Origin of the sequence: Phocaeicola sp. RTP21198st1_B8_RTP21198_201120, from assembly GCF_040929485.1 — a bacterium.
Lineage (GTDB): Bacteria > Bacteroidota > Bacteroidia > Bacteroidales > Bacteroidaceae > Phocaeicola > Phocaeicola dorei.
In genome coordinates this window covers 1-21,578 of the sequence record NZ_JBCOCI010000085.1, presented here as the reverse complement: position 1 = coordinate 21,578, position 21,578 = coordinate 1, and the positions used below count along the sequence as shown (strand labels likewise).

The 21,578-nt window shown below is 45.1% G+C and carries 23 protein-coding genes and 1 pseudogene; 21 read left to right on the top strand and 3 right to left on the bottom strand.

Features of this window, described 5'->3' with window-relative positions; genetic code table 11:
• Window positions 1-75 precede the first annotated feature (75 nt).
• Window positions 76-330: pseudogene (locus AB5935_RS20345) on the bottom strand (type IV secretion protein Rhs); the annotation flags it as partial.
• 117 nt (window positions 331-447) lie between these two features.
• Window positions 448-846, bottom strand: coding sequence for a type VI secretion system tube protein TssD (tssD, locus tag AB5935_RS20340; protein WP_004288717.1), 399 nt, complete (start codon window positions 844-846; stop codon window positions 448-450).
• A 265-nt stretch (window positions 847-1,111) separates the two neighbouring features.
• On the opposite strand from tssD (AB5935_RS20340), the gene AB5935_RS20335 reads away from it, so the two are divergent.
• The 21 genes from AB5935_RS20335 to AB5935_RS20235 all read left to right on the top strand — a co-directional run bounded on the left by AB5935_RS20335 (window position 1,112) and on the right by AB5935_RS20235 (window position 20,283).
• Window positions 1,112-3,589, top strand: a complete 2,478-nt coding sequence (locus tag AB5935_RS20335; protein WP_185150549.1) for an ATP-dependent Clp protease ATP-binding subunit — start codon at window positions 1,112-1,114, stop codon at window positions 3,587-3,589.
• Window positions 3,590-3,600: 11 nt separating this feature from the next.
• Complete coding sequence (gene tssD, locus AB5935_RS20330) at window positions 3,601-4,023, top strand: type VI secretion system tube protein TssD (protein WP_004288719.1); 423 nt, start codon at window positions 3,601-3,603, stop codon at window positions 4,021-4,023.
• Between the two features lie 13 nt (window positions 4,024-4,036).
• The gene (tssD, locus tag AB5935_RS20325; protein ID WP_007832775.1) at window positions 4,037-4,450 is read left to right on the top strand and encodes a type VI secretion system tube protein TssD; all 414 of its coding nucleotides are present in this window, start codon (window positions 4,037-4,039) and stop codon (window positions 4,448-4,450) included.
• Between the two features lie 12 nt (window positions 4,451-4,462).
• Window positions 4,463-5,548, top strand: coding sequence for a hypothetical protein (locus tag AB5935_RS20320; RefSeq protein WP_007832774.1), 1,086 nt, complete (start codon window positions 4,463-4,465; stop codon window positions 5,546-5,548).
• Window positions 5,549-5,955: 407 nt separating this feature from the next.
• Entirely contained in the window at window positions 5,956-6,249 is a 294-nt protein-coding gene (locus AB5935_RS20315; RefSeq protein WP_007832772.1) for a hypothetical protein, read from the top strand.
• A 14-nt stretch (window positions 6,250-6,263) separates the two neighbouring features.
• Window positions 6,264-6,662, top strand: coding sequence for a type VI secretion system tube protein TssD (gene tssD, locus AB5935_RS20310; protein ID WP_007832771.1), 399 nt, complete (start codon window positions 6,264-6,266; stop codon window positions 6,660-6,662).
• Window positions 6,663-6,664: 2 nt separating this feature from the next.
• Window positions 6,665-7,105 carry a type VI secretion system tube protein TssD gene (tssD, locus tag AB5935_RS20305; protein ID WP_185150550.1) on the top strand — a complete coding sequence of 147 codons (441 nt, stop codon included), beginning with the start codon at window positions 6,665-6,667 and terminating at the stop codon, window positions 7,103-7,105.
• Window positions 7,096-7,560: a GPW/gp25 family protein gene (locus AB5935_RS20300; protein ID WP_007832768.1), complete on the top strand. Its 465-nt coding sequence runs from the start codon at window positions 7,096-7,098 to the stop codon at window positions 7,558-7,560. The genes tssD (AB5935_RS20305) and AB5935_RS20300 overlap by 10 nt, the downstream gene beginning before the upstream one ends.
• Window positions 7,561-7,567: 7 nt before the next feature.
• Entirely contained in the window at window positions 7,568-9,412 is a 1,845-nt protein-coding gene (locus AB5935_RS20295; protein ID WP_146265082.1) for a type VI secretion system baseplate subunit TssF, read from the top strand.
• Between the two features lie 11 nt (window positions 9,413-9,423).
• Window positions 9,424-10,302, top strand: coding sequence for a TssN family type VI secretion system protein (locus tag AB5935_RS20290; RefSeq protein WP_146265083.1), 879 nt, complete (start codon window positions 9,424-9,426; stop codon window positions 10,300-10,302).
• Between the two features lie 11 nt (window positions 10,303-10,313).
• Window positions 10,314-11,474 (top strand): type VI secretion system baseplate subunit TssK, encoded by a 1,161-nt coding sequence (locus AB5935_RS20285; protein ID WP_146265084.1) that lies wholly within the window; start codon window positions 10,314-10,316, stop codon window positions 11,472-11,474.
• Window positions 11,475-11,494: 20 nt separating this feature from the next.
• On the top strand, window positions 11,495-12,457 hold the full coding sequence (locus AB5935_RS20280) for a type VI secretion system baseplate subunit TssG (RefSeq protein ID WP_146265085.1): 963 nt from the start codon (window positions 11,495-11,497) through the stop codon (window positions 12,455-12,457).
• A 19-nt stretch (window positions 12,458-12,476) separates the two neighbouring features.
• The gene (locus AB5935_RS20275) at window positions 12,477-12,980 is read left to right on the top strand and encodes a type VI secretion system TssO (RefSeq protein ID WP_004288731.1); all 504 of its coding nucleotides are present in this window, start codon (window positions 12,477-12,479) and stop codon (window positions 12,978-12,980) included.
• Window positions 12,981-12,991: 11 nt separating this feature from the next.
• The gene (locus AB5935_RS20270; protein WP_004288732.1) at window positions 12,992-13,504 is read left to right on the top strand and encodes a type VI secretion system transmembrane protein TssO; all 513 of its coding nucleotides are present in this window, start codon (window positions 12,992-12,994) and stop codon (window positions 13,502-13,504) included.
• 1 nt (window position 13,505) lies between these two features.
• Complete coding sequence (locus AB5935_RS20265; protein WP_004288733.1) at window positions 13,506-14,414, top strand: PKD domain-containing protein; 909 nt, start codon at window positions 13,506-13,508, stop codon at window positions 14,412-14,414.
• Between the two features lie 3 nt (window positions 14,415-14,417).
• Window positions 14,418-16,910, top strand: coding sequence for a type VI secretion system protein TssR domain-containing protein (gene tssR / locus AB5935_RS20260; protein WP_146265086.1), 2,493 nt, complete (start codon window positions 14,418-14,420; stop codon window positions 16,908-16,910).
• 24 nt (window positions 16,911-16,934) lie between these two features.
• Window positions 16,935-17,687, top strand: a complete 753-nt coding sequence (tssD, locus tag AB5935_RS20255) for a type VI secretion system tube protein TssD (RefSeq protein ID WP_146265087.1) — start codon at window positions 16,935-16,937, stop codon at window positions 17,685-17,687.
• 1 nt (window position 17,688) lies between these two features.
• Complete coding sequence (locus tag AB5935_RS20250; RefSeq protein ID WP_117589938.1) at window positions 17,689-18,237, top strand: T6SS effector amidase Tae4 family protein; 549 nt, start codon at window positions 17,689-17,691, stop codon at window positions 18,235-18,237.
• A gap of 8 nt (window positions 18,238-18,245) precedes the next feature.
• The gene (locus AB5935_RS20245; protein WP_117601206.1) at window positions 18,246-19,007 is read left to right on the top strand and encodes a hypothetical protein; all 762 of its coding nucleotides are present in this window, start codon (window positions 18,246-18,248) and stop codon (window positions 19,005-19,007) included.
• A gap of 16 nt (window positions 19,008-19,023) precedes the next feature.
• Window positions 19,024-19,908, top strand: a complete 885-nt coding sequence (locus AB5935_RS20240; RefSeq protein ID WP_117589930.1) for a translation initiation factor 2 — start codon at window positions 19,024-19,026, stop codon at window positions 19,906-19,908.
• Between the two features lie 6 nt (window positions 19,909-19,914).
• A complete protein-coding gene (locus AB5935_RS20235; RefSeq protein ID WP_117601207.1) occupies window positions 19,915-20,283 on the top strand; it encodes a hypothetical protein in 369 nt (122 codons plus the stop codon).
• Window positions 20,284-20,388: 105 nt separating this feature from the next.
• On the opposite strand, the gene AB5935_RS20230 is transcribed toward AB5935_RS20235, so the two are convergent.
• Window positions 20,389-21,578, bottom strand: a 1,190-nt coding sequence (locus AB5935_RS20230) for a TraM recognition domain-containing protein (protein ID WP_368327538.1), incomplete at its 5' end; no start/stop codon positions are given.

Below are 21,578 nucleotides of genomic sequence, written 5' to 3'. Positions count from 1 at the left end.
CTTGATTGTTCATGGTACAAAGGTGCAAATTTTCTATAGAATTAAAGAATTTTCCCCCTGATTTATCGGGTGAGCCGTGATGATTCCCTCGAAGTCATAACTCTCACCCGTCTGCCTATGGACAAATGAAATGCTGGCAGTCTCCCCGATGTAGCCGATGAATTTTTCCGGGGTCTGTTGGAACGTATTGTTAGGCGACAGATAATTCACCATCACAGTGAAGGTGTGATGCCGGTTGAAACCCTGACGGAGATGCAGTGAAACGAATTTCTGTTCTTCTCCTTTCACGGTTACTTTAGTAGCCACCAAATTCAGAAAACTTGCTCCCATACTATCTTAAACTATGATTTTAAATAAATAATCCGACTGGTCGGTATGTTTTTTGGTGCCGAAATAACCGGAATTGGTATATTCCGGCACCTTAAAACTTTGATTAGGAAACAACCATTAGTTGTTTTCCGGCCAATCCTGTACAAATGTAGCCTCGTCCATCTTCACGGTCTGTGCAGAAATGGCGAACTTGATTGTCATCGGATAAGGATTAGCCACATTCAGTGCCTCTTCGTAATCCACCACATAACCATTTTCGAACACCAATTCCTTCATTTTGGCATCTTCATCCGCTTTCTTGAAGACGATGTTTCCGTTTACGGGCTGGTACTGCTTGAACATCTTATCCAGCACAATGGTATCGGGAGTTGATTCGATTTCCACATAGATTGTGCCACCATAAATGTCAGATGCCGGACGGCCTTTGGGGTCCACATCACGATTGAACTTAACTCTCCAGGTCAGTACATCAAACTCTCTTGAGTCCGAAAACTTAAATGACGCTTTAAATGCCATATTCTCAAAGTTTTAAATTAAAAAATAAGTTGATTTTGAAATATCCGGTCAAAGGAGGCCTGCTACAGTCCTATCTTTGTCCTTCAATTTCTGCGCCCAATATATGGCATTTTCTGAAAACTACAAAGAACTTTTGATGATTTTTTCTTGTTTTTACCGAAAATATGCCCATAAGCATAAAAAAAACGCTGCCAACAATAGCCGAATTATTTTTTTTGCCTTATATTTGCAATGTTCTCCTGCGCAATTTTTAAATCTTACGATTATGGAAACAGGAGTTGGTTTCATCAATCTTGATGATTCTGTAAAAATTGCGCTTAACATAGCACTTGCAGTGGCTCGTGAAAATGCGAACGAGTGTTATACACCCTCGCATTTGTTGAAGGCTCTACTTCATAAAGATGTAGGGTTAAGAGATTTTATAATAAGTATAGGTAAGGATTTAGGCTATCTGGAGGAATGGGCGGACGTGTATATCGAACAATGCCCGAAATCCACCCAGTTGTCCGAAATCAAGCCTTCGGAACGGATTGACGCCGTTTTCCGTGCCGCAGACGATGCACGAATCCAGTTCGGGCTGTTCGACATCAATCCCATCTGTGTGCTATTGGCACTGGCAAAGCCCGGTGTCGCTTTTTCCAGCGACCAGCTCAGGTCTTTCCCCATTCTGGAAAAGGATATCCATTCCATATATATAGGTAACGGGCAGCCGGCATGTCCTTCCGCCACTACGGAGAAGTCCTATGCCCCGACTTCCGCCTCATCCTCCTTCTTGGGCAAATACTGTGTGGATCTAACCGAAGATGCGGCCAACAAGCTGCATCCGGTCATCAACCGCGACCGTGAAAACCGTATGGTCATGGAGATACTGGGAAGCCGGGGCAAGTCCAATGTCCTGATTGTCGGTGATGCCGGAGTAGGAAAGACAGCACTGGTTTACGGACTTGCCTGGGACATAGTCAACCATAAAGTACCCTCGTTTTTGGAAGAAACCCGTGTATTTGAACTGGACAACGCCTCCCTGATTGCGGGAGCCACCTACAAGGGGGAAATCGAGGACCGCCTGAAAAACATCCTGAAAGAATTGCGGAATATCGACAATGCAATCCTGTTTATTGACGAAATCCATGTATTGCTGGACAACCGACAAGGAAATACCGGTGCTGGAAATGTATTGAAATCCGAACTGTCGCACGGCGACCTGACCGTCATCGGTGCCACCACCATTGACGAATACCGCAAAATCATCGAGCCGGACCATGCTTTCAGCCGCCGTTTCGAGGTCATACAGGTAAGCGAACCGGACATAAAGTCTGCTATCCAGATGCTACACTCCGTGCAGAAACAATACGTGGACTACCATCATGTAAGAATCAGCAACGAAGCCGTAGCCGAATGTGTCCGTCTTGCCAAACGGTATATCAAAGACCGCCGTCTGCCTGATTCCGCCATCGGTCTGCTGGACATGACGCTCTCCGCCATCAAGATGGTCAATGAAACAGGAAAGAAGAATGTGGAGACCCTGCTGTCCGGGCTGGATGAAATAGAAAAGGACGAAAAGGACCTTCAGGAAAAGACCGAAGAACTGAAAACGCTGCTTTTCGTGATGCACAACAAATTAAGCCCCATCCTTTTAGGAGTCATACCCGATGAAGCGGACATCCATGAATTGCAGGAGTATGAAGAACTGACCGGCTATCTGAGAAACGCATTGAACGTCCTCCTCCAATTTGCAGAGAAGAAAATAGAGGAGGTGGGTATCTATGAGGTAGCCGCCGTTGTCGCCAGCAAGACAGGCATCCCCATCGGCAAGATACAGTCGCAAGAAAAGGAACGGCTACTCAATATGGAAGACTATCTGAGGCGACGCGTCGTCGGACAGGACCAGGCCCTGAAGACATTGACAGATGCCATTCTGGAATCCCGTAGCGGCATGAACAAGCCGGGACAGCCCATCGGCTCCTTCTTCCTGCTGGGACCCACCGGTACCGGCAAGACCGAACTTGCCAAGGCACTGGCGGAAGCCCTGTTCAATGACGAGAAATCCATGATCCGCTTCGACATGTCCGAGTTCAAGGAAGAACACTCCGCCGCCCTGCTGTACGGAGCGCCTCCGGGATATGTGGGATATGAGGAAGGCGGCATGCTGGTCAATAAAATACGGCAACAGCCATACGCCGTCGTCCTCTTTGATGAAATAGAGAAAGCGCATCCGTCCGTATATGACATTTTCCTGCAAATCATGGACGAAGGAAAACTGCATGACCGTCTGGGCAAGGAAGGGGATTTCTCCAACTCCATCGTGCTGTTCACATCCAATGTAGGAAGCGAGTGGCTGACCAAGCAACTTGAGTCCGGCAATATTCCGTCCACCACCCAGATCATGGAGGTGATGGGGCAGTATTTCCGTCCGGAGTTTCTGGCACGCCTGTCTGAAATCGTTCCGTTCTCCCCCATCCGCGAAGACATACTCCTAAAAATATTCGACATACAGTTCAATGGAGTCAGAAAACTTCTGGACAAGCAGGGTATCGGCATAACCATCACCGATGATGCCCGTAAAATGCTTGCACACAAAGGATTCACGCCCAAATACGGTGCCCGCCAAGTGGCCGGTGTAATCCGTAACTATCTGCGCAGACCGATTTCACGGCTTATCATCAACGAGGAGCTGGGCAAAGGAAAAAGTCTGGAGGTAGGTCTGGACGAACAGAATGAATTAACCTGGAATATTCACCAATAATCAAGTATCGTATGTTTGGATATACCGTATTCTTAAAGATAGGCAACCTGGCTGCCTCCTCACTGACCGACATGTACAAGGACAGCTACCAGCTCATCGGCTGCGAATTCGGATTTGCCCAAGGGATAGATATAAAAGGACAGGTACAGACCGAGGTAAAAGGCGGCACGTTTTATGTAACCTACCCTCATCTTCCCAACCGTGACATGATCCAGTGGATGCTGGATGCCCGTAAATACCAGAGCGGAGCCATCGTAGTTCATGACAACCAAGGCTCCACGCTCGAAAAGATACTCTTTGAGAAAGCGACTTGTGTGGATATGGAAATCAGCTATATCCGGCAAGGCAAAAGCTATATTGCGACCAAACTGACCGTACAGGCACAGAAACTGGCATTCGGTACAGAAGAGTTTGAAAATCAGTGGGTGTTTTAAAAACAGCAGCGTTATGGGACTTTTTAATTTTCCGCAAGTGGACAGCAACGTGAATGTCATATTCAGCGTTGACGGCGACGAATATGCAGTGGAACAATTCAAAATAGGTTTTCACCAGCCAGTAGATAACCTAAAGAACCAACCGGAAGGCGAAGTGCGAGGGGGACGAATCATGATAACCCTTTCGCAGACGGTGAAAAGCAACATCTACGGATGGGCTGTGAAACCGTGGGTGAAAAAGAACGGGGCAGTTCTGTTCAAGACCGGAACATCCGGGGTGATATTTGAGGTGGCGTTTACGAATGCGTATTGTACAAAGTTACATAGAGCAATTAACATGGGACAAGGATTATCAACAACACTGGTTCTTTCTCCAGAGAGTGTAAACGTGAATGGTATTGATTTTGATAATCAGTGGGTAAAATAAATAATTACAATTATGCCTGAATACAATGACAGAACTCAAACATTCATATCGAAAGATGATTTCTTTCAAATGAATAGGATGGATATTATTTATACAGGATATGTTGAAGGGCTTGGCTATGCCTTTGAAGAACAAATATATATTGATGAATCATTATATAGGCAGAATGGAGATAATTTTTTTCATTCAAAGTCTATACAAAGAATTGATTATTCTCCAGAATCATATATAAGAAGTTTACATTTAACAGAAGGACAAATCAAAAATGCTATTTGCTTTTCCAATCCGGACGGGACTTTTTCTGTAAATATGGGATTTAATGCATTTGGAAAAAGAATAGTGAAGGTTTCAAATTTAGATGATGTAAAGGTTTTACTTAATTATAATTGTGTACCGGCAACATTAACAGTTAAAGTGCTAGAAAGGATTAGTGATAATTGTAAAACAGAAGAATATACTATTCCGTTGAAAGATTTCAATATACATTATGGCAGTCAACTTACCTCTGATATATTGCAGACATTTGATATGGTCAATGCTTTTATCGGAACACCTGTTGCCTGGTTAGAAAGTAAATGGAATATAGAAAATGTTTCGAACCGTAGATTTAGACGTGATTTGTCAAATGAAATTAGTAAATCATTAAGGAATAATGGATATAATATAAAATCAAGTACAATAAGAAAAAGTTTGGGGAAATTTTTAAATAGAGCAGGTAGAGTTGGGTCTGTATTAAGTACACTTTCCACAGCTGCAAATATGTTTAACAATAAAAATGTTAAAGTTTCAGATGTTTATACTGTGGTAACAGGACTTTGTGCAACAATACCTGGAGTTGGTTGGGCCATTGGCGGTGTTTTCTTTGCAGCAGATATAGTGGGACTTTGTTTTTTTGATAAAACAATAGGTGATATGATAGATGAAGAATTGGATGGAGGTGTACTTTGGGGGAATGATTATGAGGTTGATCCTATACAAAATATTGATCCTATACAAAATAAGGAAGAACTGAATTTCTGTACAGATTTTTATAATTCGTTTTTTGTTATGCCACAAGACAATACGAAAGTTGTATCACCTTTTATTTATAGGAAATAGCATTATGATTGATTATATTTTTTATAGACTATATATAATGTATAAAAAACATGGAGATCCTCCAATATTAAGTACATGTATTTTCTTATCATACATAGTTGGAATTGCAATAGTTATATTATTTTTTTGCATTCAAAAATGGGCTGATATTCATAATGTATATATTTACTTTTTAAATGGAATTTCCAGTCTTATTTTTTTAATTGCGCCATTATTCATTTTTGTTACTTTTTGTGTTATGGTGTATCGTAAAAAAAAGATAGAAGGTCTAATGAAAAAATATCAAGGTTGTGTAAGGAATAAACTTATAGCTAATTGGATGATTTGGTGTATACCAATTTATGAAATGATTTTAGGTGTGTTGATATATCATTTTTTAATTAATTAGCCGCTATATAAATAGTAGTATGAAACAGTATAAAACATTAATAATTTATACAATCTCCAATGACCAATCAAAAAAGTCATTTGAAGAAGAATTGGAAAAATACGGATTAGAACGTGTGGGAGAACAAGGTATCTTCGCCCTCCCTTTAGAGGAATACCGGACGAAGGTACAGGCTTTCAAAGCCTACCTGCGAGCCTATGTACGCAAGCATCTGGACAGCCAAGATACGGTACTGTTCGTTGAATCACGCATGAACGAGGAACAGACCCTGACCGCCATGCTGCAAACCAATCTGATGAGTAAAGAAGAATAAAACAATATAAGGATATGAGTGCACAATCGTATATCAAGTTTTGGACCGCCGAACCCTCGGAGCATGAAGAAGTGCAGGCATACGACCTGCTGGGCTACGAGTATGACTTCCGGAAAGAAACCACTCCTAATGGAAAGGTAACCGGGAAGACCTACGGCGGTAAAATACGGGTAAGCATTGCCGGATTTCCTACAGAGGAACTCTTGGAATGGATGTTCAATTCAAGAATCCTGAAGGACGGAGAGGTGATGAACACTTCCGACCTGCCCGGTACTCCCAAAGAGATCATCCGTTTCAAGGGAGCAAAATGCCTTGATTTCAATGTGCATTCAACAACCAAAGAGAGCCGTATATCACTATTCATCCACTTCCGGGAAATGGAGACCGGCGATTCGTGTCACTTAAACTTATAATCATGAACTGGTTCACTTCATTGTTCAAAAACAAAAAATCCTCAATGCCGGATGACCGCTACGTGATGCGGCTGTCCGTCTGCCATGAGACATACAGCATTGAAGAATTCGACCTGCAATTCAAGCGGAATACAGACCGTGACGGATTGCCTGAAGGTGAAGCCTACGGCGGATTCGTCACCTGTACCCTCAGCGGGATGCCGGGTGACGAGCTGTTGAGATGGGCCGCATACAGCCACTCCTGTGAAGACGGCGAAATACGGATCTTCCAAAAGGACCAACCTGACCAACAGGCGGCATTTGCCTTGCGCTTTGTGGAAGGGAACTGCATCCGCCTGCAACGCAAGGTTGACCGTATATCCAATTCCAGCAGCATCGTCCTTCTGTTTGCCGCAAGAACACTGAAGTTCATAGACGAAGAATTTGAAAACGAATGGTACTGACAAGTATGGAAACAAAGTTTTGCAAGTTGCCCCTAGATTTTGAAGCCCTGCTCAGCGAGGATGTGGAAAACAGCCGTCTTGCATCCTGCTCGGAAATCGAGTCCATCGACCAGTTTATCGAACTGCTGATCAGTACGGCTCCCGGCGAACATGCCTTTGACAAGGAGTTCGGCTGTGAGATCTTTTTTCTCGACTTTGAAAGCATTGTTTCACACACCCGTTGGGAAGGACAATTCTCGGAATACATAACCAAGGCAATTACCCGGCACGAGAAGCGGCTTACGGGTGTAAATGTACGTGTCATCATTGATGATACCACCCGACAGGACAATGTATTTGACGCTCCCGCCGTAAAGAAACGTGTACAAGTATATGTATATGGAACCCTGGTACATACCGGAGAAAAACGGTGTTTCTATTATGTAATCTATTTAGGACCGATTTCAACCCGATGAAAGGATTATGAGTACAGAAAAATACAATAAAGAGCAAATCAGAAACCGTATGCTGAAATACGCTGCGGCTTTCTGGGGAATAAAAAAGGCGGAAAACTTCGACCCGGTTGTCAAGCTCCTGCTGGAAGCGTTGTCCAACGAGATATATATGCTGGGAGAGGATTTTACCGCCATCGAGACAAGGCTGCTGGAAAAGACCGCCCGAATCCTTACTCCGGACATCTTTACCTCACCCTTTCCCGCACACGGCATCGTACACGCCTATCCCATAGAACCGTGTTACCTGATAACCCGGGAATCGGGCATGTATTACGAGAGCGACTCGCTTACCCGGAAGCTATCGACCGGAAGCGTATCGTTTTATCCCGTCTGCGATACCCTGCTGCACAAAGCCGATGTGAAATATATGGTCTGTGACGACCTTCTCTACCGGATAGCCCCTACCTTGGAGAAGACCATGATTGCCCGTGCAGAGACAAGGATGCCTCCGCGTACCGTCTGGTTAGGAATGGCGGTGGATGAATCCATTTCCGACCTTGAAGACTTTTCCTTCTATCTGGATTTTCCCAACCTTACGGAAAGCTATGAATATCTGCTCCTGCTCCCTTGTACGGAATGGTCCGTAGAAGGGAAAACAGTCGTGATGGAAGGGGGAATCCATGAAAAGACAACCATACAGAAAGAACCAACCCGTGCCTTTTTCCAAGACTATGACGTGATGTCCGCCATAGACAAGGAAGTCATGGATATTTACAGCAAACATTTTCTGAAAGTATCGCAGTCCTTTCCACTCGACGGTTCCTGCAGGAAAAACCTTCCGGACACCCTGCGGTCCTGTTTCAAAGAGGCCGTTCTGGAGAAGATGCAGGACAAGCTGGTATGGGTGAAGATACAGTTCCCCGCCCATTTCACAGCGGAAGTCCTTGAAGAACTTCATGCCGGCATCAACATCGTGCCTGTAGAGAACAAGACGCTTCACGAACAGACGACCACCCTTGAGGAAACTTTCAGGGTGATACCCTTGCGCACGGGCAGCTACGAATCCCTTCTGTCCGTACACAGCGTGAAGGATTCTGACGGAAAGAACTACCATGAACTCCTCTATCTCGCAAAGGATTCCACAGAAAGCTATGGAACCTACTCCATCCGCAAAGGAGGATGCGAGCGTTTCGACTCCCGTTCCGCCAAGGAGCTGCTCGGCTATCTGTCCGACCTGCTGGATGACGAGACCCATGCCTTCAATGCCGTATCAAGCATCAAGCTACAGGCACTTACCATCCAGATGGAGCAGCTGATGGCACAAATGAAACAGACGGCAGACAACATGAACGAGTTCAGGGAAACACCTTATTACCTTATGATTGACGAACTGTCCGGCAAGGGGCAGATTACCGTCAAATACTGGACAACCAACTGTGAGGTAGGAAACCGGATACAGGCAGGCGTAAACCTGTCCCCCAATGCCACCACTTACCTGGACCCGAAGACACTGGCTCTGGTCAGTACCACCTACGGAGGGAAACAAGCCCCCCAAAACAGAGAACGGATTGACATCTACAAATACGCCTTCATTTCGCACGGCCGTGTCCTGACACAGAACGACATAGCCAGCTTCTGCAAAAAAGAACTCGGCGAACTGCTGGTGCGGACAGAAATCCGGAACGGGGTGGAAATCAGCCCGATGCCGCACGAAGGACTGATCCGAACCAAAGAAGTCCATCTGATTCTTGGAACGAAACTGGATGAGCCTTCGCAGGAAAAACAGATAAAAGACAACCTGCGTACCAAACTCTCGGCCTGTTCGCCGGACACATTCAATTACCGGATATTCATAGAATACAATAAAGCATAAATACCATACTTATGAACCCAGTTACCCAACATCTCATTTCATCGTACCTGCTGATGCCGCTGCTGACCGTGATTTTCGGAATCGCAGCCTATTTTATCGCACGCAAGAACAAGCTGCTCAACAACAAAAAACTGATTGCGTATCTGCTGCTGTGCGGCATAATCCTTGCCCTGCCCAGTCTGTCCGGATTCATGGACTATAACTTCATGCCCTATGCCTATATCCTGCTGGTCATCCTGTACTGGACTGCCGGATATTACAACCGGCTCATCCTTCGCAAAGTGTTCGCATCAAGCAAGGAAATGCCTTCTTTCGGCATCCAATGCCTGCTGACGGTTACGGTCATGCTTCTGGGGGCCGGACTTTTTTCCGTAGTGTTCAACCTCTGCAACGAACTCCAGTACGGCATCTGGGCCTCCACCTGCCTGCTGCCCTTTGCATTTCCACTCCTGTATTCCCAAACGGTGAACAGCTATTTCGACATACCCATTGAAATTTATAAAGTATGGAAATATTCGGAGGAATATGACTCGGATACCTTGTACATCAACCGTGAACGGAGTATCGTAATGGATGTGGACATATTCCGCAGGGTGGATGACACCGCATCGGAACGCATAACCGGCAAGGCATCCGAGGATGTCATCTTCGGGCAGTGGTTCCAGCGCATGATTGACGACTGCAACCTCAAATCACCGTCTTCGCCCATCGTATATAAGAATGAAGGAGGAGCCTATTACGAATGGGTATTCTATACCAAACCGTCCTTTTTCAAGAGACGGCGCTATATAGACCCCGACGTTACACTTGCCGGCAACAAGCTGAAAAGACACGATGTAATCATAGCCAAGCGTGTGGCAAACGAACTTATAAAGTATAACGAATATTAAATAGAAACATTATGATAGGAAAACAGAGCCAAAAGAAAAAATATCCGCTGGTAAACTGGGCAGACGGAATGCCTGTCAACAAAGGGCATTTCACCCAACAGGAAGACCACTTTACGGACCGGTTGTGCGAATACCAGTCATTTCATCTGAACCGCAATACCTACGGACTCCTGCCATTCAAGAAAGGAGAACCGGTTTCCGGCGATTTCAGCATTACGGAACTCGTTACAGGCACCTTGGAAGTCCGTCTGAAACGTTGCCACGCCCTTACTTCCGGAGGTTACCTGATAGATTATGATGCCGGTGAGGATGACGAACTCACCGCCAGTTTCCATATCCCTACAGACAAGGAAGAAGAAAAGGACAAGCGGTGGGATGTCATACTGATGGCAGACCCTTTCGAGCATCTTCCTTCGGGTATTCCGAACGAGAAGGAAATCAGTCCACGCCAGCCCAATGCCTTACCCAAATATGCATTGAGCGTGCTGCCGAGCGGACAGACCGACGGAAGCGAGCTGGGAAGACACTTTCTGCTGATCGGCCGCTTGCGCAAGAACGGAAACCGCTGTGAAGTGGACGGAAACTTCATCCCGCCATGCACAAGCATGTCCAGCCATCCGGACCTGAAAGGCTACTATACCAAATTCGGGCAACTTGTGGATTCCATAGAAAAGGCCTCGTTTGACATCCTTGCCAAAGTGGAGAATGCAGAAAAACAGACCAGCCTGGCCACCAACATCGGTATGCTGTGCCGCCATGTCATGCTGTGCATATCCGATATCTACTTCTCCTTCCGCAACGAGGGGCAATACTATTCACCGCTACACTTCCTGAACGTATTCTCCACATTGGCTCACCGCCTGTATGTATGCCTGAGTTTCATGGACAAGGAAGACAAGGAGGACCTGCTGAAATATTTCAACGAATGGAACGGCATCACTCCCGGTGCCTACGAAGGCCTGCTGAGGGAAAACTGCGGGCTGCTGTACAACCACCACAATATCCGCCAACTGATGGTTACGACGGAACGTTTCCTATACCTGTTCAATGATCTGTGGACAACCCTCAGCCGTCTGGAATATATCGGCAAGCACAAGGAAAACATCGTTGTCGCCGAACGCTCCAGACAACCGAAAGAATCGAGCGAGTCACGCTGGAACATACTGGACTAATCCCCTATAAGCGAACGGACATGACGGAAGAACAAGATAAAATAGTACGGTTTGACGAACATTCCCATTCATTCAACCTGCCGGATACCGACTTCAAGGCGGAAGTGGTGGCCAGCGGACTGAAAGAGGCCGGGTATGATGCAGAGCGTACCCTCATATTCAGACGGGGAGACATCCGGCGCGGATTCTCGAAAGACATCCATGACATCCACCCGGAATATTCCCATTATGACCTGACGGATTACCTGTATCTTTATGTGAACAGGAGAAGCCTTTATGACGAGCTGCCCGAAGGCATATTCCACAAGAACCTTTACCAGTCCGAGAAAATATCGAAGGAACAGGTGCTGGACGAAATCCGCATCCACCGTGAAGAGGAATTTTTCGCCCGCCGTTTCTTCAAGCCTTTCGAAATCTCCCTGGACCATATGCTGGTAGCCTTCCAGAACAAGGAACGCCGCATTGACGAGATGAACGTACATCCGGATTTCGTAAGCATCTTTTCCGGTCAATGGCCCGTACTGGAACTGCTGCCGACCCATTTGGCGGTCATGCTTGTCCATATGCTGGCCTATATGGAACAGATTACAGCGAGCCTCTCCAAAACCGGCGAGTGCATGACCATTCTGACCGGTGTGCCCGTGCATATCAAGAGAGGAGACAAATGCGTGGTGGAAGTGGATTCCTGCCTTATTCCCAAATTGGGAAGCTGCATTCTGGGAGACGACATGGTTCTGGGAAACAGTTTTGCCGACGGCACCTACCAGATGCTGGTGGAAATCGGTCCCCTGTCCGCCCGACGGATGGAGAACTTCTTTCCCGGCGCCGCCGACAGTAAAATACTGAATGCGCTGACAGAACTGTTCCTCCCCTCGGACAAGGAGATACAGATCCGCTACATCATCCAGCAGGAAGACGCCCGGTTCTGGCTGGGAACCCCAATCGAACAAGGCGCCTATCTGGGTATCAGCACCTATTTATGAATATAAAACATCATCCTATATGAAACCGAAAAACAACACAGAAGTAAGGAAAGCCTATCTGAGATTCGCGGGCTATCTGACATGCTGCACAATCCTTGCGGTAAGCATCTTTGCCTGTTTCCTGAAAACCTCCGGCATAGAAGTAAAGCGAATCACGGAGCAGGCACTGGAATATGACCATATCTATGCCAAAGAGCTGTCCCTGTCGAACAGCATGGACTCCATCTACCAGTACATGAAACTGATGAACACTTCACCGCAAATAAACGACAAGCTCCTGCAAAGCGTAGTCAGTACGCGCAAGATGAACCTGCTCAAATATGTCCAAGGCATGGACACCAAAGATTGCAGGCTTTACAGGCAGCTGCTGGAAAACCTCAACATCTTCCTCGGGGTAAAAGACTCCATCCGTCTGCTGAATATCCAGGAAGAGATGGTGAAGAAAGACCTTATGCAGTGCATCCAAGACAACTGGAAAACAAGGCGTAACCTGAATGTGGGTTCCGGCGGCAACAAACAATAAAACGGAAAGCCATGGACAACAACAGAAAGACAATGAACAAACGGGAAATATTCATGGGACATGCCTATGTATTCCTGTTCTTTTTCCTGACAACCGTAGCGTGTTGTCTGGTAATTTTCATGTGGAACTCAGATTTCAAGATGTTTGAGCAGAAAGAGTTCGTAAAGATCAAAATGAACCGCATCAAGGATTTCCAGCAGGAACAAGCGGAAAGCCAGTTGCCGGTGGACTCCCTGTTCCGTAAAATAGAAACATTTGAACCGGGCGTTTACGCCCAGTATGAAGAAGACGACATCCATTATCTGATAAACAACCTGCGGAACACATACGAAAGGAACAGCTGGGACAAGCGATACAAGCTGTTCATGCACATTGCCGACTTTTATGCCATGTGGCTGTCCGACAGGAAACAGCTATGGAGTATCGGACAAAACATAAGTCTGTTCAAAGCCAATCTGGAGGAGTGCGAGATAGGCTTGCAGAAAAAGGAGGAAGACTTGCGCTCAGGAACTAAAAACAAATGACATGGGAAAAATTTATACCAGAAAGATTCTGTTCGTAATCGCAGCCATGCTGCTGTGCATCCTTGTCGCCATACTGATCCGGCTGTTCTTTTCCAGCCGCACCGTGCGTATGACACTGACCCCCATAGAGGTGGAAACCGGAGAAACAGTCCATTATGCAGACAGCACCCGCAACGCACGCTCCTGGCTTTGGGAATTCGGCAACGGGGACATATCACACGAACGGAGCGGAGAATACGTGTTCAAGAAACCGGGACGCTACCAAGTGCGCCTTCAAGTGGACGGAGGACTGGAAAGGAAACAGATCATCACAGTACACAGGAGCCGGGATGATTACGGAAGCGACGAGCTTGTCAGGATGAAAGCACCGGCAACCGCCTTTCAAGGAGAAATCGTATCTTTCAAAGGATACGGTCCGTCGAAAGAATGGCGCTGGCAGTTCGGAGAATCCGGAATTGTCGATTCGCGGGAGCAGAACCCACTCTACGCCTATACAGAACCCGGCATATACGAGGTTCTGCTGACTACGGAGAATACCCAATATCCGGTCCGGCACACCATTGAAATCCTTCCCCAATATACGGAGAACGACTCGACAGACGTGCTTGTCATCATCGGCAATGACATCCGTGAACACTTGCAAGCCATCGTGGACGGCAAGCCGTTCAATACCCATTACAATTATATCCTGAAGAAATACCTTTGCGGAAATCCAGACATAGCGGTAACCGTCAACAACAGCAAGAAGAATGATTTCTATTCCTATTGCCAAGGACTGAAAATCATAGCACGCAGGAAAACCCTTATAGACGAGGTGTTCGTCGATATGGGAGACAACCTGAACAACGAATGTGTGATGCAGCTGATGGTAACACAGCACGAACGCTTTTCCGAACAAAAAAACAAATGAGGCATGAAAAAGAATTGCATATCGACACTCATAAAAGGAGGATGGATTTGCGGGTGCATCATCTGTATGGCATCCTGCGGACCGGTACACCGTTTTACGCGGATAAAGAATGTACCCCGTGAATATATGCGAAACTATTCCATAGAAGGGGTAAAGGCTCCCCGCAGCCAGACACTGCCCAAGCATACCCCATGGATTGTCTTTGCCAATGAAGCAGGAACGACCTATCTGAGTCCGAGCGGAAAGAACGAGATGCAGTCTGTGAAATACATGGACGCATTTCTCGTCATCAAGCGAAAAGGAGACTGGCTCAGAGTCATTCAATACGACCCAGCCATTCTGAAAAACGGGAAACTGAAAGAATGGAAACAGGTAAAATACTGCGGATGGATCAACCAAAACGACCTGTTGCTGACCCGGAGCGGCTTTACCGACATTGTTACCGGATTCAAAAACAAACAGGTGGTCATGCTGAACGACAGCGTGGCATTGGCCACCCCAAAAACGTATTTTGCCAACGACTCCGTAAAACTGTTCAAAAATACAGACCTGACACAAGAGGCTGGCAAGATTCCATTTTACAGTGTCGTATATCCTTATCAAATATCGGAAGACAAAGGATGCACCCTCGTGGCAGACAAGCCGCAGCTTGACGCAGACAGCATAGGGCATGCTGTCATCGGATGGATAGACGAACGCCTGCTGACCGCCCCCGAACAGCAGCTCCATATAGACATAACCTCGCTGCCGGACAGCACGCTTGTTTTTAAAGACAGGGAACGGAAAGACACCTTGCCGCTATTATCCAACGACCTGAAGCGGAAACTGCAACTTTCGGCCAGCCAGCCTGCTATCCGCTACAGCCCGGTACTGTCCTACCGGAACAATGACACGAGCTTCTGCTTCAAAACCCGGCTTCCGATGCCGGTCATCGACAAACGGGAAAGCTATGTGCTGAATGTCAACGGCAATCCAATCTATTACGGGACTTTCAAAAACAAGATAGAGAAGGACCTGCAAAAAATAAACCTCATGTTTGTCCTGGAAGGAAAAGAGAACACCATCCAACGGTTTCCAGCCGTGGTGAATGCCATCCAGGGACTGCAATCGCAACTGGTGAATGACGACAGCTTTTCTTTCAGGTTCGGTGCCGTGCTTACCTTCAACGAACCGGACAGCCGGAAAGACCCCATCTGCAAACTGACTCCCGACTACATGGAGCTGCTTGATTTCCTTTCCGCCAAAGCACGTAATGCCGAGCAACTGAAACCTACATACGGACGATTCGGCAGCTGGTCCGGCCTTCGGATCGGAGTGGAGCAATTCAACAAATGTCCGGATGAAACCAATATCCTGGTTGTCATCGGCGATAAAGGGTTCAACAGCGAGTGGGCAGACTCCACCTTGGTGAACAAGCTGGTAAAAAACAACTGCCGCATGATCGGCTTCCAGCTCTACGGAGGAGAACCGGATAACTTCAACAACTTCGTGCTGCAAATCGGGAACATGATAGATTGCTCGGCACCACGCATCAGCCGGAAAAAACGGGAACTGATTGTATATCCCGAACAAATCAGAAATGAAAACGAATATGCGGAGGTGAACCATAACACCTATTGTCTGGACTTTCCAAATCGGAGCATGACACAGGGATGGCTGGTGTTTCCGCAAAAGAACGAATCGCTGGAACTGGAAGGACTGACCACCGCCGTGGATTCCATGCTGATACAAGTGAAGTTTGACAATACCCTGCTGAGCAACAGCCTGGCAAGGGCATTCGACGAAGTGGGTACACACCGATATAGGACAGATTCGACAATGACAGCTTATTACCATATCCGCCAGTCGGGGGTACACCCCATGCTATCCGTACTTCCGGATACCGAACCTGCCTGGAGCCTGCCTGCACAGCCAATCGTACTGCCGGACTCGCTGTCCTCCACACTGGACTATTATCTGCTTGTCAACGAAGAGGAGTTCAAACGGTTGAGAAAGTATGTGGAAGCCCCCTCCAAGCTGATCGTTGACTATAAATACGAAGCGGTCAAAAAGAAAAAGCAAGCGAAGGTGGATATCTGCGACTGTCCAGACGACTACCTACAGGCAGATGCCGAAGAATCTACCGTACGTGTAAAGACGGACAGCCTGAACGCACCGGAATATGCCTCAACCCGCCGTGCAAGGAGAAAACTGGTCAGACATTTCCTTTCAGAGCGCAACAGGGACAGATATTGCAAGGTAGGGAGAAAGACTTTCCTGAGAATGCCCCTGTCAGAGGCCTTGCAAAGGTTTACCTCCTGCCCGACCGACTATCCTTTCTTTGAAGTTTACCGTGTCAAGGACTTGCGGAAAAAGAAAATGATTACGGATGCGGAGCTGGACATGCTGATTGAATATTTCAAGGAAAAGAAAAAACTGCTGGACGAAGCCGCCGGCAAGTCGTTCCAGTCCAACGGGCAGACATACTATTGGATTAGCCGTGACCTATTACCATAGTCATTCACCTGAAACTGTATTATCATGATTTATGAAACTATTCTGAAAATAAGAGGAATGGAGGTGCCGATACTCTATTATAACTATCGGTGCCACATCCGGCACTATGATGACCCGAATCTGAGAAAAATCATACAACTCCACATCCAAGTATGCGAGGAAATCGGTAATCAGGAGTGTCTGCCGGTCGAGGGAGACTTAATTACGCTTGCGTTTGAGTGCAAGGGTGAAGAACAGTTCTTCTATGACTGGCTGAACGAAGGAGCCATGCACAACGGGGAAATCCATTTCATCTACAACGAAGTGGAGATTGCGGACATTTTCCGGTTCTGGGACTGCTTCTGTGTGAAAATAGAGGAGTATATGAGTGTCGGAAACTCTCCGATGATGATGGTGCTGTATTTGTCACCGGGGATTATCAAAAGGAATAATCTGGAGGTTAGGGAGAAGGTGTGGAAAATCAGTGACATTATGCAAAAGCAGTCTATTTCTCCTTTGGTAAAAATTGAAGATAAAGGAATCACTGAAGTTTATTGGACGTATAGTAAAAATTATATTCGTTTGAAAAAGAAGTCAAGACATTATATTGACTTAAATTTACATATAAAAACTCATGGATATATGCCTGGCGAATGCATGGCTATATTGATAAAAAGAAATGATTCAACTTCTATTGCAGTAGGAACAAATCAAATACAGATTATAGGACGAGTTAATAATAATAGTGAGGTTATTATTGAAAATGTTTTTGAGAAATATACTTTAAATTTGTGTTAGAATGGTAGATATTATTGTTGAAGTTGAAGGTTTTAAATCAACTTTATTGAAAATAAATAGACCTAAATGGATTGATGTATACAAACATTATCCCAAAATAAATGCAGGTACATTAAATGAAAATGATGAACCTGCAGTTAGTGTTTTCAAAAGAATTTTTGGCGAAGATTACGATAGACGTATTTTTGTAAATGCTTGTGCTACAAGGGTGTCTATTGCTTTATTAGGTGCCAATATAAAAGTAAAAGGAGATTTTGTCATACTAAAAGGTGAATATAAAGGGAGGAGGATTATAACAAGTGCTATTAAACTGTTAAAATGGTTGTCTTCTGATTCTGTTTTTGGAAAAGCTGATATTATAATCAATTCTCCTTCTTGCTTTAATGATGTTTATTCGAAACTTAAAGAAAAAAAGGGAATCTACATTCTTGAGTCTAATAATTATAGATGGGCAAGCGGACATGCAACCTTGTGGTATAATGGAAATGCGATAGGCAAACATAATTATTGGAATCATGCAAAATCAGTTCATTTTTGGGAATTAAAATAAGAAAATATATGAAAATATTTATTTGGGTTTTGTTTCAGTTGTTATTTATATCTATTGGGCTATCACAAAATTGTAATGTTTTTCAGCGAGAAGTTGATAGTATAAATAAGATGCCACTTCGCATTGCATATCTTACACTCATTGATAGCTTAGGTCGATGTGTGAATGAAGAATTTTTAGACTTTGAAAATATGTATCATTATGCGCTTGTAGGAGAGATAGACAGTGATATGAATATACTAGCTACCATATATTTTGATAATCAAAATAATATTAGAAAAACCATAGAAACTTGGCCTGACGGTGGATATCTTAAAAAAATTATATATTATAATAATAAAGAGAAACCTATATATATAATTTATTGTAAGGATGCAGAATTTTATGGGAAAATATATTATGATGGCTACAATTATTATACTGAAAAATCTGTTCCAAAATGTAGTTATAACAAATTTAAGCAAGCTCAAATAGGATCTTCGATAAGTAAAATCAAAAATATTAGTAACGATTTTTTGCAAAAATATTTTTATGCCCCAAGAATTAATTTTGATATTAAACCTGGAGACAAGGGGTTTCTTTGTACTTCACATATATATACGTCTATCAAAGGAGAATTGACTCAAATTGGAGCAGATAGCATACAAATTAGTTTTGGAATGCCTATTATTATAAATTCTATAGAAAAGAAATGGTGCAAAATTTCTTCTGTATTCAATTTTTTTATAGGTTATATACCTATTGCTGATATAGAAATAATGAAACCCTAATAATAATTAGATAGCTATGTATACTCTATTTAGTGATTTTCATATTGCGTTGATATTCTATATATCGATTGACGATATATATGATTATACAATGGACTATATGGAAAACGTAGCCCGAAACTTTACCAAAAAATATCCGAGCTACCTTATCCATAAGAAAAGCGAAGACAAGATAAAAGCCTTTCTGACCGACAGAGTGAAGGCAAAAGTAGAAACCTTTGTGAATGCAGAGGCAAAGAACGTGGCAGTAACCGAGGTGCGAGAAATAGCAGACCTGATAGCGGAATATGAGGGAACGGAAAACTCTTCACCTTATGGTATCCATCCGGCGGACACCCCTTCGTTGGGAAGCACCAGCATGGAGCTTGTCATGAGCATGGATAACGGAGCATCGGACATCCGTCCCATCAATGTCGCCAAGCCCGCAGGCGCATTGGGGAAACCCAAGATAATGAAAAGAAGTGTCATCCGTGTAACCATGGAACTGGAAGTGCAGATGGAAACCAAACAATACTTGCAATTCCTGCAACAGATTCCGGACCTGTTCAGCCTGCATGAATTCCCCAATTTGAGATGCCGCGTGATATGCAACCAGAAAAAGGCAACAATCAACGAAGAGCCAGCACCGGTTGAAGTGAAGGTTTTGGATGACAGAAAATACCAGCGGTGGTTTGTTGCCTTTACCCTGTTGATGGTATGCTGCATGGGCGGAATCATAGCCCTGTTCTTTTCCATTCCGAACCTATACAAACAGGACATCCACTTCCTGCGGAATGATACGATTCATCAGGAGTTTTCCATCTCCAACAGCCGTATTGACTTGAAGGATGTAAGCCTGACGAATCATGGCGGGAAAGACACACTTGTCATCAAGGATAAAAAGATAATCATAGCCAAATAAAAAGCAATGGAAAATTCGATTCAGATACAAGGGATAAGAAACATGCTATCCCATAGCGGATGCCCGGAAGACCTGCTGGAAAGTTACCTGCAATTCCTACAAACCGAAGGCCAACAGGTGCAGATTGTCAGAGGAGAAGTCTTTGTGATGTACGAAAAGGAAGCGCAATACCGCAAGAGAAGGAATGAAAAGATGAAAGGAACCGTAACTTTCTGCAAAAACACGGAGAACGATACAGGGGAATACAATACAGGAGTGTTTATCGGGATGGAGTTTATCCAATGCTGTTTCAACCATGGGATTCCTGCACGGGTGCTGAATGTGCGGAGAGTACATGGGGAAGTGACGGAGATTGTCGTGGAGTTCGGGAAGTAGATGAAAGGAATACTCCTATTGCAGAGCTCCGGCCTAATAGTATGGGGGGAATTGATGGGAAAATCCCCCCCCACGCACTTCATTGATATTTAATGATAGGAAGGATTACTCCTTCTTGGATGTTTTTTCATTATCCAGCCCCAATCGCTTGCATAACTCCGGGTCGTTTTTGATACGGTCCATCTCTTCGTTGATGATGGCCTGCGCGTCCGACTTGATCTGGTCGTAGTTACGCTGAATCTGCTGCATCATGATGTCATTACCGTCCTTGTCCTTGAATTCGTTGATGAAAGGGATTTTCCTGTAGGCTTTTTCTTCCGCACTGACCGCCGCATGGTCTACAACAATTTCGGCATGGAATATTTTCTGTTCTATCTTCTCGCCAAAATTATCCGCCACAGCCCCGACAAACGTACCTTGCGACAGATTGGCAATCTTGGATGCCGGGATGAGCGAGTCAAGCTGCGTGTTGATGGAAGTGGAAACATCCTGACGGTTGATGGAAACGGACTGACGCTGCTGGAGCACCTTGCCGAAGCGTTCAGAAAGTGTCTTTGCGGTTTCTCCGACCACCTGCCCGCTGAATATATTTCCTACCGTGTTCTGAATAACCTTGGACTCCTTTTCACCATAATCGCGGGTCAGCTGGCTGAAATCCTGAAAACCCAGAAGCACGCCCACCTTGTTGCTTCGTGCCGTTGCAATCAGATTGTCAAGCCCCCGGAAATAAATGGTGGGAAGCTCATCGATGATTACGGCACATTTGAGCTGTCTTTTCTTGTTGATAAGTTTGACAATACGGGAATTATATAGTCCGAGTGCAGCCGAATAGATGTTCTGCCTGTCCGGATTGTTGCCGACACAAAGTAATTTGGGTTCTTTCGGATTGTTGATATCCAACGAAAAATCATTTCCTGTCATCACCCAGTATAGTTGTGGGGAAATCATACGCGTAAGGGGGATTTTTGCCGAAGCAATCTGGCCCTGGAGCTGATCCTGCGCCCCTCCTTTCCATGCATCCATGAAAGGAGAAAGGTAGTTTTCCAACTCCGGATAGGAAGTCAGGACGGTGAACAGGTCCGAATAAGGCTTGTTCAGTAATTCCACCGCATGCGGGAACGTACAATAAATCCCGTTCTTGTAAATCTTCAAATACCAGATTATTGCAGCAAGCAGAATGATGGGGGATTCTACAAAAAAGTCACCCTGCTTTTCAATATCGGGTAAGTCAAGGGCATTACTGCCCCTTTCTCCCCTAAGAACCGTACGTGAGAGTTTCCCCTCATACGGCTCAA